General features: G+C 68.2%; 27 protein-coding genes. 12 read left to right on the top strand and 15 right to left on the bottom strand.

Going from position 1 to position 23,318, the window contains the following annotated elements; all coding sequences use genetic code 11:
• Nucleotides 1-61 precede the first annotated feature (61 nt).
• Entirely contained in the window at nucleotides 62-931 is an 870-nt protein-coding gene (locus B4E96_RS11910) for a uracil-DNA glycosylase (protein WP_286957734.1), read from the bottom strand.
• A gap of 157 nt (nucleotides 932-1,088) precedes the next feature.
• Between B4E96_RS11910 and B4E96_RS11905 the strand changes: the two genes are divergently transcribed.
• From B4E96_RS11905 to B4E96_RS11895, 3 genes are all read left to right on the top strand, one after another.
• Nucleotides 1,089-2,012 (top strand): patatin-like phospholipase family protein, encoded by a 924-nt coding sequence (locus tag B4E96_RS11905; protein ID WP_286957733.1) that lies wholly within the window; start codon nucleotides 1,089-1,091, stop codon nucleotides 2,010-2,012.
• Nucleotides 2,013-2,152: 140 nt separating this feature from the next.
• Entirely contained in the window at nucleotides 2,153-2,653 is a 501-nt protein-coding gene (locus tag B4E96_RS11900; protein ID WP_286957731.1) for a 4'-phosphopantetheinyl transferase family protein, read from the top strand.
• Nucleotides 2,654-2,709: 56 nt separating this feature from the next.
• On the top strand, nucleotides 2,710-3,300 hold the full coding sequence (locus B4E96_RS11895) for a protein-L-isoaspartate O-methyltransferase family protein (RefSeq protein ID WP_286957729.1): 591 nt from the start codon (nucleotides 2,710-2,712) through the stop codon (nucleotides 3,298-3,300).
• 113 nt (nucleotides 3,301-3,413) lie between these two features.
• Here B4E96_RS11895 and B4E96_RS11890 read toward each other — a convergent pair whose 3' ends face one another.
• Nucleotides 3,414-4,076 carry a peroxiredoxin gene (locus B4E96_RS11890; RefSeq protein WP_259856884.1) on the bottom strand — a complete coding sequence of 221 codons (663 nt, stop codon included), beginning with the start codon at nucleotides 4,074-4,076 and terminating at the stop codon, nucleotides 3,414-3,416.
• Between the two features lie 120 nt (nucleotides 4,077-4,196).
• Complete coding sequence (locus tag B4E96_RS11885) at nucleotides 4,197-5,030, bottom strand: siderophore-interacting protein (protein ID WP_286957728.1); 834 nt, start codon at nucleotides 5,028-5,030, stop codon at nucleotides 4,197-4,199.
• Between the two features lie 220 nt (nucleotides 5,031-5,250).
• Here B4E96_RS11885 and B4E96_RS11880 point away from each other — a divergent pair, with 220 nt between their 5' ends.
• Nucleotides 5,251-6,867, top strand: coding sequence for an inorganic phosphate transporter (locus tag B4E96_RS11880; protein ID WP_170274975.1), 1,617 nt, complete (start codon nucleotides 5,251-5,253; stop codon nucleotides 6,865-6,867).
• A 68-nt stretch (nucleotides 6,868-6,935) separates the two neighbouring features.
• On the opposite strand, the gene B4E96_RS11875 is transcribed toward B4E96_RS11880, so the two are convergent.
• From B4E96_RS11875 to B4E96_RS11860, 4 genes are read right to left on the bottom strand one after another with little or no spacing between them, the layout of a single operon-like run.
• A complete protein-coding gene (locus B4E96_RS11875) occupies nucleotides 6,936-7,409 on the bottom strand; it encodes a SufE family protein (RefSeq protein ID WP_102162758.1) in 474 nt (157 codons plus the stop codon).
• Nucleotides 7,406-8,314: a sulfurtransferase gene (locus tag B4E96_RS11870; RefSeq protein ID WP_286957727.1), complete on the bottom strand. Its 909-nt coding sequence runs from the start codon at nucleotides 8,312-8,314 to the stop codon at nucleotides 7,406-7,408. The genes B4E96_RS11875 and B4E96_RS11870 overlap by 4 nt, the downstream gene beginning before the upstream one ends.
• Before the next feature lie 54 nt (nucleotides 8,315-8,368).
• The gene (locus B4E96_RS11865) at nucleotides 8,369-8,908 is read right to left on the bottom strand and encodes a DUF1697 domain-containing protein (RefSeq protein ID WP_180964805.1); all 540 of its coding nucleotides are present in this window, start codon (nucleotides 8,906-8,908) and stop codon (nucleotides 8,369-8,371) included.
• Nucleotides 8,905-9,345 (bottom strand): YchJ family protein, encoded by a 441-nt coding sequence (locus B4E96_RS11860; protein ID WP_259835159.1) that lies wholly within the window; start codon nucleotides 9,343-9,345, stop codon nucleotides 8,905-8,907. Before B4E96_RS11860 ends, B4E96_RS11865 begins: the two co-directional genes overlap by 4 nt.
• A 62-nt stretch (nucleotides 9,346-9,407) precedes the next feature.
• Here B4E96_RS11860 and B4E96_RS11855 point away from each other — a divergent pair, with 62 nt between their 5' ends.
• Nucleotides 9,408-9,992: an HhH-GPD-type base excision DNA repair protein gene (locus B4E96_RS11855; RefSeq protein WP_286957726.1), complete on the top strand. Its 585-nt coding sequence runs from the start codon at nucleotides 9,408-9,410 to the stop codon at nucleotides 9,990-9,992.
• A gap of 70 nt (nucleotides 9,993-10,062) precedes the next feature.
• On the opposite strand, the gene B4E96_RS11850 is transcribed toward B4E96_RS11855, so the two are convergent.
• The gene (locus tag B4E96_RS11850) at nucleotides 10,063-11,349 is read right to left on the bottom strand and encodes a CPBP family intramembrane glutamic endopeptidase (protein WP_286957725.1); all 1,287 of its coding nucleotides are present in this window, start codon (nucleotides 11,347-11,349) and stop codon (nucleotides 10,063-10,065) included.
• Nucleotides 11,350-11,519: 170 nt separating this feature from the next.
• Nucleotides 11,520-12,371 (bottom strand): alpha/beta fold hydrolase, encoded by an 852-nt coding sequence (locus B4E96_RS11845; RefSeq protein WP_286957724.1) that lies wholly within the window; start codon nucleotides 12,369-12,371, stop codon nucleotides 11,520-11,522.
• A 146-nt stretch (nucleotides 12,372-12,517) separates the two neighbouring features.
• On the opposite strand from B4E96_RS11845, the gene B4E96_RS11840 reads away from it, so the two are divergent.
• The 3 genes from B4E96_RS11840 to B4E96_RS11830 all read left to right on the top strand — a co-directional run bounded on the left by B4E96_RS11840 (nucleotide 12,518) and on the right by B4E96_RS11830 (nucleotide 15,509).
• Nucleotides 12,518-13,984 carry a VWA domain-containing protein gene (locus tag B4E96_RS11840; protein ID WP_286957723.1) on the top strand — a complete coding sequence of 489 codons (1,467 nt, stop codon included), beginning with the start codon at nucleotides 12,518-12,520 and terminating at the stop codon, nucleotides 13,982-13,984.
• A gap of 147 nt (nucleotides 13,985-14,131) precedes the next feature.
• Nucleotides 14,132-14,782 carry a DJ-1/PfpI family protein gene (locus B4E96_RS11835; RefSeq protein WP_286957722.1) on the top strand — a complete coding sequence of 217 codons (651 nt, stop codon included), beginning with the start codon at nucleotides 14,132-14,134 and terminating at the stop codon, nucleotides 14,780-14,782.
• A 25-nt stretch (nucleotides 14,783-14,807) separates the two neighbouring features.
• A complete protein-coding gene (locus B4E96_RS11830) occupies nucleotides 14,808-15,509 on the top strand; it encodes an MgtC/SapB family protein (protein WP_257995196.1) in 702 nt (233 codons plus the stop codon).
• A gap of 3 nt (nucleotides 15,510-15,512) precedes the next feature.
• Here B4E96_RS11830 and B4E96_RS11825 read toward each other — a convergent pair whose 3' ends face one another.
• On the bottom strand, nucleotides 15,513-15,797 hold the full coding sequence (locus tag B4E96_RS11825; RefSeq protein WP_170274967.1) for a YdeI/OmpD-associated family protein: 285 nt from the start codon (nucleotides 15,795-15,797) through the stop codon (nucleotides 15,513-15,515).
• 353 nt (nucleotides 15,798-16,150) lie between these two features.
• Between B4E96_RS11825 and mobA the strand changes: the two genes are divergently transcribed.
• Nucleotides 16,151-16,741, top strand: coding sequence for a molybdenum cofactor guanylyltransferase (mobA, locus tag B4E96_RS11820; protein ID WP_286957721.1), 591 nt, complete (start codon nucleotides 16,151-16,153; stop codon nucleotides 16,739-16,741).
• A 10-nt stretch (nucleotides 16,742-16,751) separates the two neighbouring features.
• Here the strand turns inward: mobA and B4E96_RS11815 are convergent, their stop codons facing one another.
• On the bottom strand, nucleotides 16,752-17,720 hold the full coding sequence (locus tag B4E96_RS11815) for a WcbI family polysaccharide biosynthesis putative acetyltransferase (protein WP_286957720.1): 969 nt from the start codon (nucleotides 17,718-17,720) through the stop codon (nucleotides 16,752-16,754).
• Nucleotides 17,721-17,868: 148 nt separating this feature from the next.
• Here B4E96_RS11815 and B4E96_RS11810 point away from each other — a divergent pair, with 148 nt between their 5' ends.
• Genes B4E96_RS11810 through B4E96_RS11800 form a run of 3 tightly spaced genes read left to right on the top strand, consistent with a single transcriptional unit; the run spans nucleotide 17,869 to nucleotide 20,991 of the window.
• Entirely contained in the window at nucleotides 17,869-18,555 is a 687-nt protein-coding gene (locus B4E96_RS11810; RefSeq protein ID WP_286957719.1) for a glycosyltransferase, read from the top strand.
• Nucleotides 18,552-19,556 (top strand): acyl-CoA dehydrogenase family protein, encoded by a 1,005-nt coding sequence (locus tag B4E96_RS11805; protein ID WP_286957718.1) that lies wholly within the window; start codon nucleotides 18,552-18,554, stop codon nucleotides 19,554-19,556. Before B4E96_RS11810 ends, B4E96_RS11805 begins: the two co-directional genes overlap by 4 nt.
• On the top strand, nucleotides 19,549-20,991 hold the full coding sequence (locus B4E96_RS11800) for a bifunctional PIG-L family deacetylase/class I SAM-dependent methyltransferase (protein ID WP_286957717.1): 1,443 nt from the start codon (nucleotides 19,549-19,551) through the stop codon (nucleotides 20,989-20,991). The genes B4E96_RS11805 and B4E96_RS11800 overlap by 8 nt, the downstream gene beginning before the upstream one ends.
• Before the next feature lie 60 nt (nucleotides 20,992-21,051).
• On the opposite strand, the gene B4E96_RS11795 is transcribed toward B4E96_RS11800, so the two are convergent.
• The 4 genes from B4E96_RS11795 to B4E96_RS11780 all read right to left on the bottom strand — a co-directional run bounded on the left by B4E96_RS11795 (nucleotide 21,052) and on the right by B4E96_RS11780 (nucleotide 23,250).
• Complete coding sequence (locus B4E96_RS11795; protein ID WP_286957716.1) at nucleotides 21,052-21,405, bottom strand: DUF488 domain-containing protein; 354 nt, start codon at nucleotides 21,403-21,405, stop codon at nucleotides 21,052-21,054.
• Nucleotides 21,406-21,433: 28 nt separating this feature from the next.
• The gene (locus B4E96_RS11790) at nucleotides 21,434-22,372 is read right to left on the bottom strand and encodes a diacylglycerol/lipid kinase family protein (protein WP_286957715.1); all 939 of its coding nucleotides are present in this window, start codon (nucleotides 22,370-22,372) and stop codon (nucleotides 21,434-21,436) included.
• A gap of 228 nt (nucleotides 22,373-22,600) precedes the next feature.
• A complete protein-coding gene (locus tag B4E96_RS11785; RefSeq protein WP_286957714.1) occupies nucleotides 22,601-23,020 on the bottom strand; it encodes a type II toxin-antitoxin system VapC family toxin in 420 nt (139 codons plus the stop codon).
• Nucleotides 23,017-23,250 carry a FitA-like ribbon-helix-helix domain-containing protein gene (locus B4E96_RS11780; RefSeq protein WP_170274957.1) on the bottom strand — a complete coding sequence of 78 codons (234 nt, stop codon included), beginning with the start codon at nucleotides 23,248-23,250 and terminating at the stop codon, nucleotides 23,017-23,019. The genes B4E96_RS11785 and B4E96_RS11780 overlap by 4 nt, the downstream gene beginning before the upstream one ends.
• Between the last annotated feature and the right edge of the window lie 68 nt (nucleotides 23,251-23,318).

The raw sequence follows: 23,318 nt of genomic DNA, 5'->3' as shown, positions 1-23,318 counted from the left end.
ACAGCCGATCCGACTGCCTGCCTCCAGATTACGACCGGGCAGGCGTCCTATGCACGTTCTCTCATGAGTCGGGATTCAGGGTTTCACCAGTGTCCACCTGGTGAATCTCCTTCGCCCGGGCAAACACCGCATCGAGCATCTCCGTCGTCAGCCGGCCGGTGAAGGTGTTCTGCTGGCTGGGATGATAGCTGCCGACCAGCCGCACCGGCACGCCGTCTGGCCGGGTGAGCACCGCCTCGGCGCCGTGGCCGAACCGCGGCTGGGGGCGCGGGACATCCCAGCCCATGGCGCGCACACCGGACAGGGTCGCCTGCCAGGCGATCCCACCGAGAGCGATGAGGATTTCGAGGGTGGGGATGAGCTGGAGTTCGCGCCGCAGCCACCCGGCACAGGCGTGCCGTTCGTCTGGGGTGGGTTTGTTGTCCGGCGGGGCGCAGTGGACCGGGGCGATCGTGCGCGCGCCGGTCATGACGAGTCCGTCGCCTGCCACCTTCGAGTCGGGCTGGGAGTTCATGCCCGCCCGGTAGAGCGCAGCATGGACCCAGTCGCCGGACCGGTCACCGGTGAACATCCGCCCGGTCCGGTTCCCGCCGTGGGCCGCCGGGGCGAGGCCGATGATGCCCAGCCACGCCTCCGGATCTCCGAGCGAGGCGACCGGCCTGCCCCAGTACGGCTCCCCGGCAAAGGATGCGCGCTTGTCGTGTGCGACCGATTCGCGCCAGTCGACGAGCCTCGGGCAGGCCCGGCACTTCGTCACCCGGGCATCGAGCTCAGCCAGGGTGCGTGCACGATCGGCCAGGCGGGTGACGTCCTCAGCACTGCGGGCCACCGGGGTGCTGCGCTTGGCAGGATCTTCCGGCCAGCCCTGGCCGGCAGGCACCGGCGAGGCGAAGAGCTGGCCGGTGAGCGGGTGCGGCAGGCGTTCGGTCATGTCCTGAGCCTAGCCTGCTGAACCTATCCGGCAAGCTGTCTTGTGCTTCACTATGGATGTCTGCGGCACAGGACTGCGTGCGGGCATGGCTGATCTCACGGAAATCGGGACGGCCTGAGCCCACCCGAAATACCGCGTGGTGTCGTAGATTGGAGCCATGCCAGGAGACGACACAACAGCTGGCGCGGCTCAGCTGCACAGCACGGTGACCGATACGGCTCTCATCTTCGAAGGCGGCGGAATGCGCGCAGCGCTGACGTCGGCGATGGTCATCCGCCTGCTCGAGGAGGAGATCTACTTCGACTGGGTGGCAGGCATCAGCGCCGGTGCGACGAACACCGCGAACTACCTCTCGCATGACCCGTGGCGGGCCCGCCGCTGCTTCATCGAGTTCTCCGCTGACCCGAACTTCGGCAATATGCGCACGTTCCTGCGCGGGCAGGGCCTGTTCAACTCCGAGTACATCTACCAGGGCACCTCGCAGCCGGATGAGGCGCTGCCGTTCGACTGGGAGACCTTCGAGGCCAATCCGGCGGAGTTCGCCATCGCGGCTGTCGATGTGGAATCCGGTGAGGAGCGGATCTGGTCGCGCGCCGATGTCGATGAGATGCACGACCTGATGACGGCCGTCCAGGCATCGTCGACGATGCCGGTGGTGATGCCGCCGGTGACGATCGGCGAGCGCACCTATGTCGACGGTGCGCTCGCCGAGCACGGCGGGATTCCGCTGCCGACCGCCCAGCGGGCCGGTTACGAGAAGTTCCTCATCGTGCTGACCCAGCAGCGTGACTATGAGAAGGCCCCGCAGCGGTTCCCGGCCTTCTACCGCAGCTATTTCCGCCGGCACCCGGCGGTCGCCGATGCGCTGCTGGGCCGGTGGAAGCGCTACAACGAGATGCGCGAGCAGGTCTTCGAACTCGAACGCCAGGACAAAGCGTATGTCTTCGCACCGGAGATCATGCCGGTGTCCAACGGCGAGCGCAATCTTTCGAAGCTCGCCGCAGCCCACCGGATGGGCCTGTCGCAGGTGCGCCGCGAGATGCCGGCGATCCGCGAATTCCTCGGTCTCGACGGCTCATGAACCTGCCGCCTGGGGTCACCAGGCTCACCGTCCCGTGCCCGCGCCGACCCGATGTGCCCATGTGGATCGCCGACTTCAGCGCATGCATGACAGACGTGTCCTCGTCCCCGGGACGATCGGCTGGTTCTGCTGAGGCAGCGATGCGGATGCAGATCAGCCGGCAGGTGCTCGCCGGCTGGCTGCAGGTGCCGGTCGAGTCCGTGGACCTGGACAGTGATGAGCGCGGCGCTCCCCTGCTGTTCGTCGACGGCGCGCCTGGTCCGTGCGTCTCCTTTGCCAGTTCCGGAGGTCTGCTGGCGATCGCGGCAGCCGATGTCCGCCTCGGCGTCGACATCGAAGCGCGAGCCACCCGGCAGACCGCGACCGAGGTCGCGGCGCTGCTGCATCCGGTCGAACAGGCGGCGATCGCCCAGGCTGAGCGCGCCGAGCAGGCTGTCGTGTTCACCCAGCTGTGGGTGCGCAAGGAGGCACTCCTCAAGGCCTACGGGACCGGCCTGCTGCGCGATCTCGCCGCCGATGACGTCACCACCGCCTCGGGCGCGGGGGCCAGCATGTGCCTCTGCGACGTCACCGTTCCCGCTGACGTCGTACCAGTGGCAGCTGAGGAGCCGTTCCACGCTGCCCTGTGCCTGGCCGGCTGAGGCCAGCCCGGACACAGGCAGGGTTCCTACACTGGTGGCAGCAAAGGAGTGAGGACATGACCGCAGCCGCCCGCCCGCCGGAGATCCGTGATGTGATGGAGCGCCTCGACCGCGCCCGGTTCCTGCCTGCCCAGCATCGCCGCAGCAGCCAGTGGGACCGGCCGGTGCCGATCGGCTACGGGCAGACGAACTCCCAGCCGCGCACGGTGGTGGCGATGATGGACCTGCTCCAGGTCCACCCGGGGATGCGGGTCCTCGACATCGGCTGCGGCACCGGCTGGAGCACCGCGATCCTCGCCGAACTCGTCGGATCTGACGGTTCGGTCACCGGTGTCGAGCGGATCAGTGCGCTGGCCGACACCGCCCGGCAGCTGCTGGCAGACATCGACGCCGTCGAGATCGTCGAGGCGACCGGCGGGGTGTTCGGACTGCCGGATGCCGAGCCCTTCGACCGGATCCTCGTCTCGGCTGCCGCCACCCAGCTGCCCGAAGAGCTCATCGACCAGCTCGTTCCCGGCGGCATCCTCGTCATCCCGGTCGGCTCGACGATGCTGCGGGTGAAGAAGCTCGTCCAGGGCGAGGTGCACATCACCGAACACGGCGGCTACGCCTTCGTCCCGCTCATCCGCGAGGCCCACGGAGACTGAGATTCCGCGGCCTGCAGACGACTGCGGCCCCGCCGGTGGGCGGGGCCGCAGAACAGTCAGCAGCCGGTGACCGGAGCGCGCCGGTCAGCCGTCATGCGCACGTCAGCGCGGTGTCAGCCGCAGGCGACAGCGCCGGTGCCAGCGGCGTCGGCCTTGACGCGGGCGGTGCGCAGGTAGGAGTAGTGCTCCTCGACGTCGTCGAACTTCTCCTTCGCCTCAGCGGTCGGCACCTCCGGGGGCACGATGACCTTGTCGCCGGGCTGCCAGTCGACGCCGGTGGCGCATTCGCCGCGGTCGGCTTCCTGCAGGGCGTCGATGACGCGCAGAATCTCGTCGAAGTTGCGGCCGGTGGACTTCGGGTAGGTCATCGTCAGGCGGATCTTCTTATCCGGGTCGATGACGAACACCGAGCGCACCGAGGAGGTGTCGCCCTCGCCGGGGTGGATCATGTCGTAGAGCTCGGCGACCTTCTTGTCCGGGTCGGCGATGATCGGGTACTCAACGGTGGTGTTGTTGTACTCGTTGATGTCGGGGATCCACTGGGCGTGCTCCTCGTTCGTGTCGACCGAGAGCGCGATCGGCTTGACGCCGCGCTTGTCCCATTCGGCCTGCAGCTGGGAGACGCGGCCGAGCTCAGTGGTGCACACAGGGGTGAAGTCGGCTGGGTGGGAGAAGAACACGACCCACTCGTCACCGGCCCAGTCGTGGAACGCGATGGGTCCCGTCGAGGTCTCGGTGGTGAAGTCAGGGGCGGTGTCTCCAAGGTGAAGGGGCATGTCGATGCCTTTCTGCAGCGAACCAACGGGGATATGTCTATACATTATCTCGGATCGGCGCGCAACAATAGTTGCCCCTGTCTTATATGACCGGCGCCACACACGGCTGCGGCACCGGATTCAGCTGCCGGTGGCGGCTTGTTCGCTGGCCTCCATCTCGGCAACGAACTCGCGCTTGGAGGACTGCCATTCGTCCTCGGTCATGCCCAGCCGCCAATAGCCGGAGATCGAGGCGGCGGACTTCTCCACTCCCCGTTCGACGAAGAGGAACCGGCGCAGATCCTTGATCATCTCAGCGACGCCGTGGATGAAATAGGCGACCTCGCCTGCAGGCGGGGTGAAGTCGCGCACGGCAGCGGCAAGCGCGGTGCCCGGTGTCGCGCCGTCGCGGGCGACCCACTGCAGTGTCGCGCCTTCGGGTTCGGGCATCTCGAAGCGGGCACGCTGGTGGGCGATCTCGATGAAGGCCGTCGCCGAGGTGCCGGCTGGCAGGGCATCGAAGGCGGCGGCGATCGCCGGGGCTGCCGACTCATCGCCGGCGAGCACGATGTGCACTCCGGCCGGTGGCGCCCAGGCACCGCCGGGACCGAAGAAGGCGAACCGGTCGCCGGGTTCAGCGTCGCGGGCCCAGGGGCCGGCGAGTCCCTCTTCACCGTGGATGACGAAGTCGATCTCCGCCTCCCCGGTCTCCGTGTCGACGCGGCGCAGCGTGTAGGTGCGGGTGACCGGCGCATCGGGCCGGGTGCGGTCTTCGAGCACCTCGGCGGCATCGTCGGGCCAGGCGTACTCGGCACCGGCGGGCGGGAAGAGCAGCTTGATGTAATGGTCGGTGTACGGCAGGTCGAGGCCGATGAGATCCGGGCTGGTGACGGTGAGGCGGATGAGCTCATCGGAGAGCCCCCGCCGGGAGGTGACGGTGCCGTGGCGCAGAGTGCGCTTCTTCGCTGGCGCCATTGCGGCAACCTGCCTTTCGCATGTAGGGATCTGGCCGGGTGCGGCCACGGCCCCACCCTACCCCACCGGTAGTTAGGACAACCTCATTCGCGCACTGGGCAGGTGCCCGGCGCCTCGGGAACGGCGAGAGTACGCCCAAAACTCCTCTGGAATTCAGCCACAGGCCACCTGTGGTGCCGACAATCCAGTGAAAGCAAGCGCTTATGTGTCTGGAGGAATCATGGCAGACGATACGATGACCCGCGGCGCACATGCTCCGGTGACGCGAGGTTTTCTCGGCCCCGACAAGTGGTGGCACATCTGGTTCGGACTGCTGCTGGCGGCAGCGTTCATCGGCTTCACGTTCTGGTCGTTCGGCTATGTCGGCCAGACCCAGTTCCGGCTCGTGCTCATCACCACGATCATCTTCGGCATGTTCATGGCCTTCAACATCGGCGGCAACGACGTCGCCAACTCCTTCGGCACGAGTGTGGGCGCTGGGACGCTGACGATGAAGCAGGCGCTCATGGTCGCCGCCGTCTTCGAGGTCTCCGGTGCGGTGCTCGCCGGGGGTGATGTCACCGATACGGTGCGCTCGGGCATCGTCGACCTCGGCGGGATGCAGGTCGACCCGATGGACTTCGTGTTCATCATGATGTCGGCACTGCTCGGCGCCGCCGTGTGGCTGCTGGTGGCCACCCGGATGGGCTGGCCGGTCTCGACAACGCACTCGATCATCGGCGGCATCGTCGGCGCGGCTGTCACCCTCGGCATCGTCACCGGCACCGGTGGACTGGAGATGGTGCAGTGGGGTCAGATCGGCCAGATCGCGATCTCCTGGGTGCTCTCCCCCGTGCTCGGCGGGCTCGTCGCCTACGTGCTGTTCGGCCGGATCAAGAAGCACATCCTCGTCTACAACGAGGAAGCCGATGAGAAGCTGCGCCAGCTGCGCGTGAGCCGGGCGGAGCTGCGCAACCGGCACAAGCAGTCGTTTGAGCGGCTGACAGAGCTGCAGCAGATCGCCTACACCAATGTCATGGCCCGCGATGCCGCGCAGGTGAACCTGCCGGACTTCAAGCGCGAGGAGCTCGAATCCGACTACTACCGGGAGCTGTACGACCTGCAGCAGGAGGCCGAGCAGGTCGATGCGCACCGCGCGCTGCAGGTGTGGGTGCCGCTGCTGGCTGCCGGCGGATCGATCATCATCGGCTCGATGCTGCTGTTCAAGGGGCTGAAGAACCTCGACCTGTCGATCGACGGTGTCGGCAACTACCTCATCCTCGGCATGATCGGTGCGTCGGTGTGGATGGCGGTGTTCATCTTCGCCAAGACGCTGCGCCACCACGACCTGTCACGCTCGACGTTCCTGCTCTTCAGCTGGATGCAGGTGTTCACCGCTTCGGCGTTCGCGTTCTCCCACGGCTCGAATGACATCGCCAACGCCGTCGGCCCGTTCGCAGCGATCATCGATGTGCTCAAAACGCAGTCGGTGGCTGAGGAGTCGGCGGTGCCGGCGGCGATCATGGTCACTGCTGGTGTCGCGCTCATCGCCGGGCTGTGGTTCGTCGGCCGCAAGGTCATCCAGACCGTCGGCACGGGCCTGACGAAGATGCACCCGGCCTCCGGGTTCGCCGCCGAGCTCGCCGCTGCCGGTGTCGTCATGGGTGCTTCGGTACTAGGCCTGCCGGTGTCCTCAACACACATCCTCATCGGCGCGGTGCTCGGTGTCGGCCTGGTCAACCGGGCGGCGAACTGGAACCTCATGAAGCCGATCGCTCTGGCCTGGGTCATCACCCTGCCGGCGGCAGCGCTCATCGGCTCGGTCGGCGTCGTCACCCTGCGCGCACTGCTCGGCTGAGACAGGCGCGGGCTCAGGCGCTTGCGCCGGCCTGCGGGCGGATGGCCCTCGGGTGGGCCCTGCGGGGTTCAGCCGAGGGCCTTCTCCTTGACCTGCCGCTGGATGCGGGCGAGCATCCCGGACATGCCGCGCAGCCGCAGCGGGCTGACGGAGTCGTTGAGCGAGAGCTTGAGCGCCAGGTCCGAGGGCACCTCGAGGATCTCCTTGGCCGTGAGCCCATTGAGACCCTCGTGCAGGATGCCGGCGAAGCCGCGGGTCGTCGGCGCCTCGGGCGGGGCGGAGAAGAACAGCCGCACCTCAGCGTCCTCGCCAGCCGGCGCCTCTGTGCTGGCCTGCTCGCCGTCGCCGACTTCGGTGACGAGGAAGATCGGCGACTGGCACTCTGGGACCGGTTCGAGCAGCTCGGGGTGGTCGGCGTAGCGCTCGGGCAGGCCGGGCAGCTCGTTGCTGAATTCGAGCAGCAGCTGCAGCTTGTCCGGTTCGGCCAGCGCTGCGAAGTCGTCGATGATCTCCTGCAGCGACTCAGGAAGGTTCTCGCTCATGCGCGGCCGGGCACCTCCCCGCGGTCTTCGCCCTTGACGATCGGCACGCGCACGGCGTTGCCCCATTCGGTCCAGGAGCCGTCGTAGTTGCGCACCGACTCGTAGCCGAGCAGGTAGCGCAGCACGAACCAGGTGTGGCTGGAGCGCTCACCGATCCGGCAGTAGGCGATGATGTCATCGTTGCGGTCGAGGCCGACCTCGTCGGTGTAGATCGCTTCGAGTTCGTCGCGGGAGCGGAAGGTCCCGTCGTCGTTGGCTGCCCGGGCCCACGGCACCGAGGCGGCGGACGGGATGTGCCCGCCGCGCAAGGCGCCCTCTTCGGGGTAGTCGGGCATGTGGGTGCGGGCACCGGTGTACTCCTCCGGCGAGCGCACGTCGATGAGCGGCTTGCCGAGGTGGTCGAGCACATCGGTCATGAAGGCGCGGCTGCCGGCGTCGACTCGCTCGACGACCGGGTATTCGGTGGCCTCGCGCTTGGGGGCGTCGGTCGTCATCTCACCGCCGGAGGCGATCCAGGCCGCGCGCCCGCCGTCCATGAGGCGCACATCCGGGTGGCCGAAGAGCTCGAAGACCCACAGCGCGTAGGCGGCCCACCAGTTGGACTTGTCGCCGTATATGACGACGGTGTCCTCGCGGCTGATGCCCTTCTTCGACATGAGGGCGGCAAAGCCCTCGCCGTCGAGGTAGTCGCGGGTGACCGGATCGTTGAGCTCGGTGTGCCAGTCGACCTTGACGGCTCCGGGAATGTGGCCGGTCTCGTAGAGCAGGACGTCCTCGTCGCTTTCGACGATGACAAGTCCGTCGTCGCCGAGGTGTTCGGCGACCCAGGCGGTGCTCACGAGCTTCTCGCCGTGGGTGTAGTCGCTGAACTTCTCATTCGGGTCGGCCGCGGGGCGCTGTGTCACTGAACCTCCATAGGGGTGTGGCTTCTTGAGTGCGTAACGGCACGCCTGCCCATCCTATTCCGCCCGGTCGCACAGTGCCGAGACGGCCGCCAGGGTGCGGACGTTGCGGGCGGTGACGGTGAAGCCCAGCCGGCGTTCGAGCAGGCTGTGGGAGACCTTCGAGCCGTGCACGCCGCGATCGTGCCAGACCCGCACGTGATCGTCTGCCCAGGCGGCCTGTTCGCCGCCGGTGAGCGGCAACGCGCAGCGGCCGGACTCGGCGACGGGCGCGGCGAAGAGGTAGACGAGTTCGGTGCTGGGATTGTCGGCGATCCCGGCGAAGGGATCGTCGGCGAGGATCGCTGCGAGTTCGGCTGCGGTGCGGGTGACGACCGGGACTGCGAATCCGTACGTCTCCTCGACTGCCGCGGTGAGGCGATCGGCGAAGGCGCCCGGCGCCTCGGGCGGGGTGCACACGAGGTTGCCGCTGGCCAGGTGGGTGGCGATGTCACCGGCGCCGAGGCGGTCGGCGAGTTGGCGCAGTTCGGCCATGGGCACGCGGTTGCGGCCGCCGAGGTTGATGCCGCGCAGGAAGAAGGCGCTGACCTGGCTCACGGTGTCGCTGCCGGCTGCCCGGAGGCTTCGAGGGCGTCGACGTAGACCCAGCGGCCGGCGCGCTTGGCGAAGGTGGAGACCTCGTGGATGATGTGCTTCTTCTTGTCTTCGATGCAGTGGGCGCGGAATTCGACGATGCCCTCGGTGTCGTCTTCTCCCCCAGCTTCGGTGCGCAGGATCTCCAGGCGCACCCAGTCGGCGACCGGCGGGGAGGTGTCGGCTGGGCGGGTGCGCGGATCCCAGGTGCGGAAGAGGTGGTCGCCGTTGCCGGTGGCGAAGGCGGAGTAGCGTGAGCGCATGAGCGCCTCGGCGGTGGCAGGCCAGGTCTGCAGGTTGAGGGCGGGCTGGCAGCAGTCGCGGAAGGCTGCACCTTTCGGCAGGCCGCCGCACGGGCAGGTCGCACCGCCGCTGCTGCGGGAGAACGCATGCGTTGTCATGGATCCGACGCTAGCAGGATCGGCGCAGGCACAGGAATGTCCAGTGCTGACACAATAGGGGCATGACGACTCTGTATCTGGCGACCGAGCCGGCCGCTGACAAGCTGCTGGCTGAGAATCCCTTCGCCCTGCTGACTGGAATGCTCCTCGATCAACAAGTGACCATGGAGTCCGCTTTCGCCGGACCGGCCAAACTGGCCGAGCGCCTCGGCGGCTACTCCCCCGAGCTGGTGGCCGAGGCCGATCCCGAGGAGTTCCTCGAGGCGTTCAAGGAAAAGCCGGCCGTCCACCGGTTCCCGAAGTCGATGGCTGAGCGGGTGCAGAAGCTCGCGGCCACGATCTGTGCCGACTACGACGGCAAAACCGAGGCGCTGTGGACTGCCGGCGACCCGGATGGGGCCGAGGTGCTCAAGCGGCTGAAGAAGCTGCCGGGCTTCGGCGATCAGAAGGCGAAGATCTTCTTATCGCTTTTGGGCAAGCAGTTCGATCTGCAGGCTGAGGGCTGGCGTGAGGCGGCCGGTGAGTACGGGGATGAGGACGCGCTCATCTCTGCTGCTGACATCGTCGATGATGAGACGCTGCAGCAGGTGCGGGAGAACAAGAAGGCCCGCAAGGCCGCGGCGAAGGCAGCCAAGCAGCAGAAGTGATTATCGACCGCTTAAAGCGGTTGAGAAATGCAGCGGCCGGGATCCGATCGGATCCCGGCCGCTGTCGCTGTCACCGCTGGTCCGGCCAGCCGGGCTGCTGCTGACCTGGCTGCTGGCCACGATGCTGACCTGTCTGCCCGGGGGCGGGCTGGCTGGGTCCGGGCTGGCCGGCGTTCCCGTCCTGCCAGCCGGTGCCGAAGTGCTGTGGCGGCGCCGCCTCGGGAGCGGGCGGCTGTCCGGCATCGGCCCGCGCGTAGTGATCGTACGGCAGCGGGGCTGGCGCCTCGGCACCCCACTGCTGCACCGGAGCTCCGGTGGTCGCGGCGCCGCGGCGCGGAATCTCCTCGGCCACCCCGTACATCTGGACGCTGCGCACTCGGGCGAGGATGATCGCTGCGGCGGAGACGACGAGGATCGCAGCGACCGGGATGAGCATGAACGGCCCGCCGGCACCGGCCGAGCGGTCGATCTCCTGGGCGATCTCACCGCTGAAGGTCGCGGTGACGAACAGGGCGACGTTGTTGATCGCGTGGATGACGATCGGCGCCTCCAGACCGCCGCTGTAGTGGGCGAGGAGGGAGAGGAAGACGCCGAAGAGCCAGTAGTACAGGATCAGCCACGGGTCGCCGGCCATGTGGGCTGCGGCGAAGAGCACAGAGCTGACGGCGGTGCCGAGGATGAGCGACGGGATGGGCCCGCGCACCCAGGAGCCGGTGATGCGCTGGATGACGCCGCGGAAGACGTACTCCTCAGCTGCAGCCTGGAACGGGGTGGTGAGCAGGACGACGACGAGGTAGAAGATCGTCATGCCGGCCGGCAGCGGGGCGTAGGCATCCCAGTCGCTGCTGACGACGAGCAGTGTGATGTAGATGGCGAAGCCGATGCCGATGGGGATGAGGCTCCACAGAAGCCACGTCCAGCGGAACCGTCCGACCACCGAATTGAGGAAGCCGATGCGCTGCCGGAACAGGAAGCGGTGGAAGATGAGCGCGACGACGGCGAGTGCGATGAGTGAGAGGTTGGTGGCCAGCAGCATGAGCGGCGACATGCCGATCCTGCCCTCCGCCGCCGCTTCGAAATCGAGCTGGCCGGTGGCCAGGTCGATGATGCCGGCGATGAGGGTGAACACGAACGAGGCGACCAGCATCGTGACGAGCAGCGCAATGATCGTGATGACGCCCTTCCACCAGCGGTTGCCCGGCAGGCGGTAGAACTCCGAATGCGTCTGACCGCGTTCGGCGGACGCAGCCGGATCACCGGCGACGTATGGGTTGGCTGCGGCGTACGGGTCCGCTCCGGCCGCGGCGTATGGCTCGCCAACTGGTGCGGGCTGGCCGGCAGGAGCTGCCGGTGGCATGGGCGCGGGGTCGTAGCCCGGGTTGTGGCCAGTCGCAGGGCCCGGTGCGGCACCTGGCTGGGGATGGGGAGAGCGGGCAGGGTCGGGGTATCCCGGCTGGTCATCATGCATGGCATCAAAACTACCAGCGCGAGACCACCTGCGGCGCGCGTTCGAGGCGGCTGCGGCGCTTATGAGATGAAGAAGCGCCGCAGCGCGGCGAGGAACTCCTGGGGCTTCTCCGAGTGGATCCAGTGCCCGGCTCCCTTGATGGTGATCTTGAGCATGCGCGGGAACAGGGCGCGCATCGCCGGGGTGTACTCGGGTTTGATGTAGTCGGACTTCTCCCCTGCCACCCAGAGAACGAGCCGGTCGTAGGTCTTGTCGTCTGCGTCCGGGAAGTCGCCGATGGTCGACAGGGATCGGCACAGCAGGTCGAGGTTCGGTTCCCAGTAGTAACCGTCGTCGCCGGGGCGCAGGTTCTGCAGCAGGAAGCCGCGCACACGGTCATCGGGGATGTCTGTGGCGAGTTTCTCATCAGCCTCACTGCGGGAGTCGACGGTGGAGAGGTCGAGGGCGCGCAGGGTGTTGAGCAGGTGGGAGAAGCTGCTGCCGGCATCGTGTGAGGAGTCTGCACTGCTGACCGGCGAGATGTCCTCGACGACGAGGCGGTCGACCAGCTGGGGGTGACGTAGGGCGAGCATCATCGCGACTTTGCCGCCCATCGAATGCCCGACCACACCGACAGGCGACTCCTCGGCACCGAAGGCGACGAGCTCCTCGGCGACGGCATCGGCCATCGCGACGTAGTCGAACTCTTCGGTCCACGGGGATTGCCCGTGGTTGGGCAGGTCGACGAGCAGGCTCGTGCATTCGGGCTCGAGGCCCTTGGCGATCGAGGTGAAGTTCTTGCCGCGGCCGAACAGGCCGTGGAGGAAGACGATCTTCTCGGTGTCACCGCTGCCGCTGCCGATCTGCGTGGTGTGCAGCTTCGTCTGCGCTCGGGTCTCACCGGTGCCGGTCGTCTGGGTCTGTGGACTCATGGCGAACAGTCTAGTGACGAGCCAGCCCCCACGCGCACACAGACGTTATTCAGAGAGAGCGGCGTCTCTGTGATTGACCTGACAGTGACATCTGTATAACGTGAACCATGTCTCGTATGAATATATACCTAACTGAGTGAGAGAACATGACGCCACCCACCCGTTCACGTGGCTTCCGCAGCCTCTTGGCCGCAACCGCGGCTGGATCCCTGGTCGCCGCCACGGCGTTCATCGGAGCTTCCCCTGCTGCTGCGCAGTCCATCGAACCAGCTCCGAACCCATCCCTGCCTGATCGCTGCGGCCTCAACCTCGGCATCGTGCTCGACCTGTCCAACTCCTTGACCGATGCCGATGTCGAAAAGTCCAAGGAAGCCGCCAAGGGCGTCGTCGACACCCTCACCGGCACTCCGAGCTCCGTGGGCGTGCAGACCTTCGCCACCTTCTCCCCGGCCGGCGACAACGCCGATATCCCGGTCACGAGCATCGCCGAATCCGGCAATGCCGCCAGCGTCAAGGACCGCATCGACGGACTCACACGCCCCGCCAGAAGCGACGGCGGCACCAACTGGGACCGCGGCATCGCCCAGGCCCAGGGCAAGAGCTACGACGCCGTGCTCTTCGTCACCGACGGCAAGCCGACCGCCTACGGCACCCCCGGTGTGGGCGACAACACCGACCGCGGAAGCCGGTTCGACCAGATCGACCTCGACACCGCCATCACCTCGGCCAACGGCGTTAAGGGCGAAGGCACGAAGATGGTCGGCATCGCCGTGGGCAGCGAGCCGACGATCGAGAACATCGTGCAGATCTCAGGCCCGAATGAGAACTCCGACTACTTCTCCGCCGATGACTACAACCAGCTCGGCGAGCGTCTGCGGCAGATCGCTGCCGCCACCTGCGAAGGCAGCGTGACGGTGCTGAAGAAGACGCAGATCGGCGAGGCTGAGCCGGAGCCGGCCGAAGGCTGGGACTTCACAGCCACCAACGCCGACCCCGCGCAGGCCACCACCGATGAGAACGGCGTGGCGAACTTCTCCTATGAGGATCTCGTCTCCAACCCGACAGTGGACACGACGATCACCGAAACGCTCAAGGACGACTTCACGCTGCTGCAGCAGGACGGCAAGAACGCTGTGTGCCGGGAGACCAGCGGTGAGGAGCCGGTCGATGTGCCGGTTGAGAACGCCGGTGAGACCGGCTTCAGCCTGACAGTCGAGCGCGAACAGGTCGTCACCTGCACCGTCGTCAACTGGAAGGCTGGTGACGATCCCGCCGAGGAGCCGACCGAGGATCCCACGGATGATCCGACGGAGACCCCGACCGATGACCCGACGGAGCAGCCGACGGACACGCCTTCGGATGATCCGACCGATCAGCCCAGCGACCAGCCCTCGGACGAGCCCTCGGACGAGCCGTCTGACAAGCCCTCTGACAAGCCCGGGGACGACGACGGCAAGGATGACGACGGCCGCGATGACGATGGCTCGGGCCGCGACGACGACCGCGACCTGCCGCGCACCGGCGCCGAGGTCGGTATGTCCGTCGGATTCGGACTCGCACTGCTCGCAACGGGTGCCGCAGCTGTCGCGCTTACCCGCCGCAATCGGGCCTGATGACACGCGTGATCACGTGCCGGTGAGCAGGTGATCCATTGGACCCGCTGAGAGGGCGGAGCAGCAGACGATGCTGCTCCGCCCTTGTGCTGCCCGGGTTCAGTCGACCGGAACCTGCTTCGGAGTTCTCCTGCGTAGACTGGGATGGTGGAGAACCGCACTGTCGCCGTCGTCCTGTTCGAGGGGTTCGAACTGCTCGATGTCTTCGGGCCCGTCGAGCTGCTCAGCGTGTTGCCCGATCACTTCACCATCGTCATGCTCGGGCCCACCGGTGAGCCGGTCGTCAGCCATCAGGGCACCCGGATCGTGCCCGACACCGCCTGCACCGCAGCCCCGGCAGCCGATATCGTACTTGTCCCCGGCGGCTTCGGCACGCGCCGGCTCGTCACCGAGGAGAGGTTCCTCACTTGGCTGCGGGAGTACTGTGCCGACGCCGAGGTGGTGGCTTCGGTGTGCACCGGATCGGCGCTGCTGGCAGCGGCCGGCCTGCTCGATGGGCACCGGGCGACGACGAACAAGCGCGCCTACCGGTGGGCGACGGGCTTCGGAAGCGATGTCGACTGGCAGCCGGTCGCCCGCTGGGTCGAAGACGGCAGCCGCTGGACATCCTCGGGTGTGGCTGCCGGGATGGACATGACCGCTGCCCTCATCGCATCGCTTACGAGCCCGGAGCAGGCCCGTGAGGCCTGCGACTTCGTCGAACTCGACGTCCATGCCGACCCGGGCTGGGACCCCTTCGCTGCACGCAACGGACTCGTCCCCGGCACCGGTGCCCACCGCCTCGGCGACGGCAGCTGACAGAACAGGGAGTGAGGACACCGACGTGGACATTGATCTCCTTCCCGCCGACCTGGGCACCCAGGCCGTGCTGCTGGTGGCCGCCTTCGTGCTCTCGGCGATCATCGGCGTCGAACGCGAGCTGCGTCACAAGAGCGCCGGAGCACGCACGCACATCCTCGTCGGCCTGGGCGCTGCCCTCTTCACGCTCGTGTCGGTCTACGGCTTCGCCTCAGCTGAGGACGTCACCCGCGATCCCGCCCGGATCGCCGCGCAGATCGTCACCGGCATCGGCTTCCTCGGTGCTGGTGTCATCTTCGTGCGCCAGAACATCGTCTCCGGGCTCACGACCGCAGCCAGCATCTGGGTGACCGCTTCGGTCGGGATGGCCTGCGGTGCCGGCATGCCGGCTGTTGCGGCGCTGACGGTCGGACTGTACCTGCTGACCGTGTTCGTCGTGACCTTCGCAGTCAAGCGGATGCGGGATCCGCGCCATTCGCGCTACATCACGATCCGCTACGCTGACGGCCACGGTGTGCTGCGCGACATCCTCGCCACCGCCTCGGAGCTGGGATACGAGGCGGCCCTGACCCACACGCAGCGCCTGCACGGCCGGAAGGGCACGATCATCCAGGCGTCGCTGCGCTTCACCCCCGGCCCGGATCTCAAGTCCGGCACGCTGGTCGAAGAGCTGACCGAACTGCCCGGCGTCTACCGGGTCATCGCCGCCACCGAGGAGAACGACTGAGGTTCAGCTGCCCTGGGCAGCCGGTGGCCTGCCGGTGCGCTCGCGGTGCTTGCAGCCGGGCCAGCAGCACGGCCGGCGCATCCCGTCCTCGAGCTCCTCGCGGGTGCGCCGGATGCGGCGCTCACGCGTTGCGGCCTGCTTGGCGTCTTCGACCCAGCAGATGAACTCGTTGCGCGCCAGAGTCGTGATGTCCAGCCACGCCTCACGCGCCTGGGCGTGCGCGGTGAGCTCTGCGCCCAGATCCTCAGGCAGCGGATGGACGGCACCGCCGGGCAGATCCTCACTCATGGCGCGATTGTACTCCCGACCGGGACCACCTGGGTGTCGGCGATCCTGTCGCCGAGGTGACGGCCGTCGGAGCGCAGCAGCCTCATGCCCGGAAAGACGAAAAGCAGCGCCCTGCCCGACCAAGTGAGATGTGCAGCGCTGGCCGGGGTACTCAGTGCAGGCGCCGTCGATGATGCCGAGGTGCGCCGTAGGGCCGGTGGTGGTCCAGAGCGGCGAAGGTCAGCACGATCGGCGCGGCTGAGGTGAACGCCGCGACGCGCTGGGCGGGGAGAGCCTGCGCTCCCGGCGTGCCAGGCGGTCCGCGCCCGAGGCGGTTCTCGCCGCAGGCTGGGATGCGCCCGTAGGCTAGCGGTATGGACACTGCGGCGATCATCCTCACCGGCGGGCGCTCAAGGCGCTTCGGCGGCCGCCACACCCCGGGCATCGAGATCGCCGGAACACCGGTCATCAGCTCCCTGCTGGCCGCCGTCGAGGCTACCGGGGTTGGTGAGATCGTCGTGTGCGGTTCGGCGGCTGGCATCGATGCCAGCGTGCGCGCCCGGGTGCAGGTGGTGGCCGAGGAGCCGGCCTTCGGCGGGCCGTTGCACGGCATCAGCTGCTCCCTTGCCGCACTGCCGGCCGGTGAGAGGGTCATCCTGGTGCTCGCCGGTGACATGCCGGCGATCACCGCGTCACTGCTCGACCGGCTGCGCGAGTCTGCCGCGGCCGCGTCTCCGGCTGCAGCCGTCGACCCGAGTGGGCGGGTGCAGTTTCTGTGTGCGGCCTGGCCCGAGGCGACCCTGCGGGATGCTCTCACGGGCGTGGGGCCGGCAGCCGGCCGTCCGGTCAGGGCACTGTACGGCAGCCACAATGTCACGCTCATCCCGGCCAGCGCGGCCGAGCTCATCGACATCGACACTCCTGCCGATCTCGCCCGTGCCGCACGCGCAGCCGACGCCGATTGACCCGGCGCGCCTACGGCAGCAGGGCGTCGAGCCCGAGGATCTCGATGCGCTCCCGGCACCGGGTGAGTGCCGCGTCGAGGAATCCGGGCCGCTGGCAGAACACGATCTGCTCGGCAGCGACCTGCTCTTCGCTGACCGGCGGATCCCAGTCACGGGACTGCCATGCATCCTCCCGGGCTCCTGGCCGCAGTTCGGCAGCCAATACCGCTGCCGCCTCCATCCGCACCGGTGCCTCCAGCCCTCCGAGCAGCTCGCGTCCCGGATGCACCGGGGTGACCACCGCCTCGGTGCCGGTGTCCTCGGCGGCACGCTGAAGTGTGCGCTCGGCCAGGGTCATGAGCGTGACGGTGTCAGGATGGTTGATCGTCGGCCAATGCGGGGCGGCTGCGAGCACATCGTCCATGACGACGGTGCCGTGGGCGTCCTGCCGGCGACGCAGCTGGGCGACCGACTCCGCAGCCGCGGCGGTGATGGCCTGCGGGCTCAGCGGTGGCGCGCCGGCCAGCCAGGCGGCGGCGTCAGCGGGATCGCGGCCGGCGGCAGCGGCGATGATGGTGCGCAGGTCCGAATACGGCACCACCGGCGGGTCGAGGCTCGAATCCTGCGGGTCGCGCACGATCGCGTGATAGGGGTGCAGACCGTTGTAGCGCAGGGAGGGGATCCGCACGCTGACCGCTTCGGGGCGCAGGAGGGCTTCGAGCTGTTCGGTGCCACACGGCATTCCGCGGTAGTCGGCGTGCACCGGCTGGATGACGAGCACATCGATGCCCTCGATGAGCGCCCGAGCCCGGGCGGTGTCCTCTTCGGTCCATTCGAAGATCGGCGGGATCCGCATGGTGGTGAGCCACCCGCTGGACTCCAGCAGGATGCGCATCGACTCCGCCTGGCAGTTGCCCACCACAATCGCTTTCGGCCGGTCGTCTGCCCACGGTGCGGGGGCGAGTTCGTAGAACGCTGCGTAGTGCTGTCGTCTGCCCATGGCATCTCCTCAGGTCAGCTCATCATCACCACGGCCGCAGTGCTGCCGGTGACGAAAATGAGCAGGTAGGATCACAGTACAAGGTTCCTTGACTCCCTGGGAATGGCCCGCCCGCTCCTGGGAGAACTGTGGCAGGAGGGATGGACAGGTGACGGATTCCGCACAGCTGCACGTCGTCATCCCCGCCCACAACGAGGAAGCCCTCCTGCCCCGCGCGCTCAATGCCCTCAACGCCTCGGCGGCGGCGGCCGGCTGCCGGCTCGGCGTCCTCGTCGTCGCCGACTCCTGCACCGATGCCACCGCGGCCACCGCCCGCGCCCACGGCGCCGACGTGCTGCCGGTCCGTCTCGGCCGGGTCGGTGCGGCCCGGCACGCCGGATTCGCCCACCTGCGCGCCACCGCACCACAGGCCGCCTGGCTGGCCACCACCGACGCCGACAGCGCCGTACCCACCTCGTGGTGCCGCCGCCTCCTCGAGCTCAGCGCCGAAGGCGCCGAGCTCATCGCCGGCACCGTCTGCCTCGAACCCCCGGCAGACCCGCACCTCCAGGACACGCTGGGCACCCGCTGGTCGGCCCTGTATGCCACCGGCATCACCCCGGCCGGCCACCGCCACATCCACGGCGCCAACCTGTCCTTCCACCCGCGCACTTACGACGTCCTCGGCGGATTCGCAGCCCTGGCCGTGCACGAGGACGTCGACCTCGTCACCCGCGCTGAGGCCGCCGGCCTTGACGTGCGCTGGCCGCTCGACATCCCCGTCACCACCTCCCGCCGCACCGATGGCCGCTCACCCGGCGGCCTGTCCGACGACCTCAAGGAGCTCATCTCATGACCCAGACCCGCGGCCGGCGAGCCGCCCAGCTCACCGGCCACGCACTCCCCCACCCCGCCAGCGGCGACACCCTCACCCGGTTCGCCACGCTGGCGCGCCTCGCCCGCGCGGACCTCGTCACCGCCCGGTTCATCGAAGCCCACGCCGATGCCCAGGCGATCACCACCGACCTCGGCGCACCCGACCTCGTCGAACCGGGCAGCCACTGGGGCGTATGGGCGGCTGAGCCGCCGCAGCCGCAGCTCACCGCCGCCGAGGCGGCAGGCGCCTGGTCGCTGACCGGCACCAAACCGTGGTGCTCAGGGGCCGGCATGTGCACCCATGCGCTAGTGACCGCCCGAGAGGAAACCGGGCAGGTGGGGTTCTTCGCCGTCGATCTGCGCCAGGACGGCGTGCGTGCGGTGCCCGAAACGTGGCCTGCTGTCGGAATGGCTGCCAGCGACTCCGGCTGGGTCGAGTTCGACACGGTGCCGGCCCGCCGGCTCGGCAGCCACCGCGACTATCTCGACCGGCCCGGCTTCTGGCACGGCGGTGCTGGTGTCGCAGCCTGCTGGTACGGCGGCGCCCGCGCCGTGGCCGAACCGCTGCTGGCCAAGGCACTGCGTGAGGGCGTCTCCCCGCTCATCGCCGCGCAGGCCGGTGCGGTCGCAGCCGAGCTTGCCGCCGGCTGGGCGCTGCTGGAGTCGACTGCCGCGTTCATCGACGCCGACCCCGGCAACTCCTCGGGGCTGATGATGGCTCGCGCGCTGGCGGTGCGCACCCGCATCGACCGGATGGCAGCTGATGTCATCGAACGCGTCGGCCGGGCACTCGGTGCCGGGCCGCTGTGCGGCGACGGCGAGCACGCGCAGCTGGTGGCCGACCTCAGCGTCTACATCCGCCAGACCCACGCCGAAGCCGACGAGGCTGCCATCGCCGCCCAGATCACCGAACACAACGATGACACTGCTCCGACTGCAGCCTGGGATCGGCTCCTCGGACTCACCGGCGCCCATGACTGAGCCCACCCCCGCAACCGGTCCCGCAGCCGACGCTGAGTCTGCCGGCGAGCGCACCTTCTCCGGCGCCCAGGTGCCTGCCGCCTCGGGCACGGAGATCGACACCTGTGCCGCCGCGCTGCCCGCCTGGCCGGGAGCCGAGGCGCTGCCGGGACTGCTCATCGTCGCTCCACACCCCGATGATGAGATCGCCGGCGCCGGCGGGCTGTTCGCTGCCGCCCTCGATGCCGGTATCCCAGTCCGCCTGGCTGCGGTCACCGACGGCGAGGGTTCACACCCGCCGGAGGCCATCGATCCGGCCGAGCTCGCCGCCATCCGCCGGGGTGAAACTGACGCGGCCCTGCAGGTTCTCGCTGATGCCGCCGGCTGTCCCGTCCCGCCGGTCACCCGGCTGTCGATCCCCGACGGCGCAGTTGCCGAGCATGAGGAGACGCTTGCCGGGCGGCTGGCTGAACTCCTCGATGAGCTGCCGACCGGCACGTGGATCGCTGCTCCCCTGCGCACCGACGGTCACCCCGATCACGACGCGGCTGGCCGGGCCGCCTTCGCCGCCGCTGCGACCCGTCCGACCTGCCCGGTCGTCGAATATCCGGTGTGGCTGTGGCAGCACACCGCGCCGGCAGACGTGCCCGATGAGCTCGCGGCAGATGCGGTGCGCCTCGATGTGCCCGAGCGGCTGCGGGCGTCGCTGCCTGCCGCGCTGGACTGCTTCCGCTCCCAGGTCAGTCTCGACTACGGGGTCGCCGTCGACCGGGATCCGGCCGCCGGGCCCGAGGCGGTGGTTCTGCCGGCGAGGGTGCGGGAGCGGATGTGCCGGGAGCGGCAGGTGGTCTTCGTCCACCGTTCGGCCGGCTTCGATGACCTCTACCGGCACGCTGATGACCCGTGGTCGGTCGGCCAGCGGTGGTACGAGCGCAGGCGCGCTGAGCTCATCATGGCGATGCTGCCCAAGCCGCGCTTCGACCGGGCGTTCGAACCCGGCTGCTCGATCGGGATGCTGAGCGAGCAGCTCGCTGACCGCTGTGAGGAGCTCATCTGCGCTGATGTCGTGCCTGCTGCCGTCCATGCCGCCCGGCAGCGGCTGCGCGCCAGCGGTGCCGGCGCCTCGGTCGAGGTGCGCTGTGCCGGGATCGAGGACTGGCCGACCGGCAGCTTCGACCTCATTGTCTTCAGCGAATTGGCCTACTACCTCAGCGACGAGTCATTCGCAGGGTTCCTCACCTCGGCGGCGGCGAGCCTGCGCTCAGGCGGGGTGGTGCTGGCCGCGCACTGGCGGCACCCGGTGCCCGGTGGCTACCGGCGCGCTGAAAGCGCCCATGCGGCGCTGGCCGGCATCGACGGGTGGACCCGGCACGCCTCCTACCGGGATGCCGATGTGCTCATCGACGTCATCGGCCCCGATGCCCCGAGCGTGGCGAGCCAGGAGTTCTTCGCCTGAACTGCGTGCTGCCCCGACTGCCGGCTGCCTGACGGCCGGCCCCGGCGATGCAGCCGCAGCTCAGCTCTTCGTGCTGCGTGAGGAGAGGATCTTCTTCATCACGCTCAGGTGGCTGTGCTCGGGGTCCTTCGACGCGGTCAGCAGCACGATGTTCTTCTGCTCGGCCAGCGTGGCGGCGAAGTCGTCGAATTCCTCGTTGTCCTTGAGCTCGGCGCGGTAGCGCTTTGCGAATTCGCTGTAGTCTCCGCCGTTGTGGAACCACGTGCGCAGATCATCACTCGGGGCAACGTCCTTGGCCCACCGATCCAAATCCGCGTCCTCCTTGCTGATGCCGCGCGGCCAGAGCCGGTCGAGCAGCACGCGATAGCCACCTGCGTTGTCGTCATAGATGCGTGCAATGGTGATCTCACTCATACATCCATGATGCCCCACACGGAGGCTGTCAGTCGGGCAGACCCTGGATGAGGCGGACAGCCCGGGGCATGACAGCGATCTCCACTTCGGCCCCGTCGTGGCTGCTGGGGAGGATCTCCTCGCCGTCTGTGTAGACCGGCACGCCGCTGGGGACTGTGACCCGGACGCGTTCGACCCGATGCTGCCGTAGCGGTGCCAACAGTCGGTGGGCGCGCAGATAGATGAGCGGGAAGAGGCCTGCCAGCACGTGGCGGGGAATCCTGTCGACTGTGCTCATGACGGCGGTCCCGGACCTGGGGTCGGCTGCGGGGGCCAGTGGGATGCCGCCGCCGATCCAGGGCCCGTTCTGCACGCAGATGAGCGTGGCCGTCAGATTCTGAGGCGGCTGGTCGTCGCGCGAGATGCGGAATCGTGCCGGGCGGAATGCTGGGAGTTCGCGCAGGAGCGCCACGAGGTAGCGTCCGGTGACAGGCAGCCGGCGGTAGGTGTTGGCGCGTGCGTTGACGAGCGCGTCGAAGCCGATGTTGGCGGAGTTCGCTACCCATACGTGCGACTGGCCTGAGTCCGGAGTCGTGACCGTCATGTGCAGCGCATCTACCGTGCAGCTGCGCAGCGCACCGTCCCGCAGCGCACCGTCCCGCAGCCCATCGAGCAGCCGGGACAGGCTGCCGACCGGGTCGCCGCGTTCGATCCGGGCGGCGCGGGCGAAATCATTGCCGGTGCCTGCCGGCACGATGCTCAGCGGGATGCCGGTGCCAGCAGTCAGGGCGAAACCGGCGGCCACTGTGACGTCACCGCCGCAGACGACCACCGCATCGACACCGGTCTCAACCGCCTCGGCCGCGGCGTTGAACTGGAGCTGGGCGTCAGCACCGGTCGGCACGAGCAGCTCAAGGTCCGCCGCTGCTGCGGCGAGCGCGGTCGCACACCCGGGGTGCCGGTCAGCGGCCAGAGGATTCAGGAGCACGAGGACGCGCCTTGGCGACCTGATGCGGCCCGCTTCTCGGGCATGTGTCCCAGTCTCCACAGAACAGTCTCCTCACCAGCCTGACCGTCATCGTCGACGGGCGCACATGTGCCCTCAGACTGCCTCCATGATGCCCCAGTGCTCGACAGCCTGCCGGGCAGACTGATCTCGTCGCACCCATCCGGCACGACGGCCGCCGAGCCTTCCACCGCCGACTGAGAGAGCTGTTCAGGCTTCCCACGGATTGATCGTGGAGACACCAGTTCCCTGGAAGTCCTTGACGTTGCGCGTTGCGCACGTTGCGAGATGAGTGCGGCAGATCGCCGCGATCTCCGCGTCAGCCATGCTGATGGGAGATCCCGAAGCTTTACGATTGGCGACGAGATCTGCGTAATGAGATGCAGCGGCGACGTCGAAGGGCAGCACAGCATTGAGCCGCCGGTATTGGTCCAGGACAGCTTCGACACCCTGTGCAAGCTGCGTCTGACGTCTGCCGCCGGGCAGACGGCGAACACCGACCAACAGCTCGGCAGCCGTGATCGCAGTGATCGCAACCTCACCAGACAGCGATTCGAGCCACGCCACCACACGCGGGTTCGGCAGCGGACGGAACAGCTCCGAGATGACGTTCGTGTCTAAGACGATCACGCGAAGTCCACCGAGCGTGCGCGCTCGTCCCTGCTGGGAACGGGAAGCTCATCAACGCCTCCAGCTTCCCGAGCGGCCTGCATCAGTGCCATTCCGATATTCGGTCTGCTGGCCGCCTGCGTCAGAATCTCGCGCACTTCAGCTTCCATGGAGCGCCCGTGCTTCCGCGCCCGCGCAGCCAGGGCGGATTTGACCGATTCCTCGAGTCCTCGCACCACTATCGCAGCCATCACGCATCACCTCCGTTTGATATCACTCATGATATCACCTGTCTGCAGCTGAGAACCAGAGTCAACCA

This window comes from Brevibacterium sp. UBA7493, assembly GCF_002479565.1.
In the GTDB taxonomy this organism is placed as follows: Bacteria; Actinomycetota; Actinomycetes; order Actinomycetales; family Brevibacteriaceae; genus Brevibacterium; species Brevibacterium luteolum.
Note: the sequence above shows the minus strand (reverse complement) of the source record. Positions and strands in the feature narration are given on the sequence as shown.

Excerpts from the sequence above, each read along its gene's own strand:
- B4E96_RS11910 (WP_286957734.1), bottom strand. The coding sequence starts at position 931 with ATGACCGAACGCCTGCCGCACCCGCTCACCGGCCAGCTCTTCGCCTCG.
- B4E96_RS11905 (WP_286957733.1), top strand. The coding sequence starts at position 1,089 with ATGCCAGGAGACGACACAACAGCTGGCGCGGCTCAGCTGCACAGCACG.
- B4E96_RS11900 (WP_286957731.1), top strand. The coding sequence starts at position 2,153 with ATGCGGATGCAGATCAGCCGGCAGGTGCTCGCCGGCTGGCTGCAGGTG.
- B4E96_RS11895 (WP_286957729.1), top strand. The coding sequence starts at position 2,710 with ATGACCGCAGCCGCCCGCCCGCCGGAGATCCGTGATGTGATGGAGCGC.
- B4E96_RS11890 (WP_259856884.1), bottom strand. The coding sequence starts at position 4,076 with ATGCCCCTTCACCTTGGAGACACCGCCCCTGACTTCACCACCGAGACC.
- B4E96_RS11885 (WP_286957728.1), bottom strand. The coding sequence starts at position 5,030 with ATGGCGCCAGCGAAGAAGCGCACTCTGCGCCACGGCACCGTCACCTCC.
- B4E96_RS11880 (WP_170274975.1), top strand. The coding sequence starts at position 5,251 with ATGGCAGACGATACGATGACCCGCGGCGCACATGCTCCGGTGACGCGA.
- B4E96_RS11875 (WP_102162758.1), bottom strand. The coding sequence starts at position 7,409 with ATGAGCGAGAACCTTCCTGAGTCGCTGCAGGAGATCATCGACGACTTC.
- B4E96_RS11860 (WP_259835159.1), bottom strand. The coding sequence starts at position 9,345 with ATGACAACGCATGCGTTCTCCCGCAGCAGCGGCGGTGCGACCTGCCCG.
- B4E96_RS11855 (WP_286957726.1), top strand. The coding sequence starts at position 9,408 with ATGACGACTCTGTATCTGGCGACCGAGCCGGCCGCTGACAAGCTGCTG.
- B4E96_RS11850 (WP_286957725.1), bottom strand. The coding sequence starts at position 11,349 with ATGCCACCGGCAGCTCCTGCCGGCCAGCCCGCACCAGTTGGCGAGCCA.
- B4E96_RS11845 (WP_286957724.1), bottom strand. The coding sequence starts at position 12,371 with ATGAGTCCACAGACCCAGACGACCGGCACCGGTGAGACCCGAGCGCAG.
- B4E96_RS11840 (WP_286957723.1), top strand. The coding sequence starts at position 12,518 with ATGACGCCACCCACCCGTTCACGTGGCTTCCGCAGCCTCTTGGCCGCA.
- B4E96_RS11825 (WP_170274967.1), bottom strand. The coding sequence starts at position 15,797 with ATGAGTGAGGATCTGCCCGGCGGTGCCGTCCATCCGCTGCCTGAGGAT.
- mobA (WP_286957721.1), top strand. The coding sequence starts at position 16,151 with ATGGACACTGCGGCGATCATCCTCACCGGCGGGCGCTCAAGGCGCTTC.
- B4E96_RS11815 (WP_286957720.1), bottom strand. The coding sequence starts at position 17,720 with ATGGGCAGACGACAGCACTACGCAGCGTTCTACGAACTCGCCCCCGCA.
- B4E96_RS11805 (WP_286957718.1), top strand. The coding sequence starts at position 18,552 with ATGACCCAGACCCGCGGCCGGCGAGCCGCCCAGCTCACCGGCCACGCA.
- B4E96_RS11800 (WP_286957717.1), top strand. The coding sequence starts at position 19,549 with ATGACTGAGCCCACCCCCGCAACCGGTCCCGCAGCCGACGCTGAGTCT.
- B4E96_RS11795 (WP_286957716.1), bottom strand. The coding sequence starts at position 21,405 with ATGAGTGAGATCACCATTGCACGCATCTATGACGACAACGCAGGTGGC.
- B4E96_RS11780 (WP_170274957.1), bottom strand. The coding sequence starts at position 23,250 with ATGGCTGCGATAGTGGTGCGAGGACTCGAGGAATCGGTCAAATCCGCC.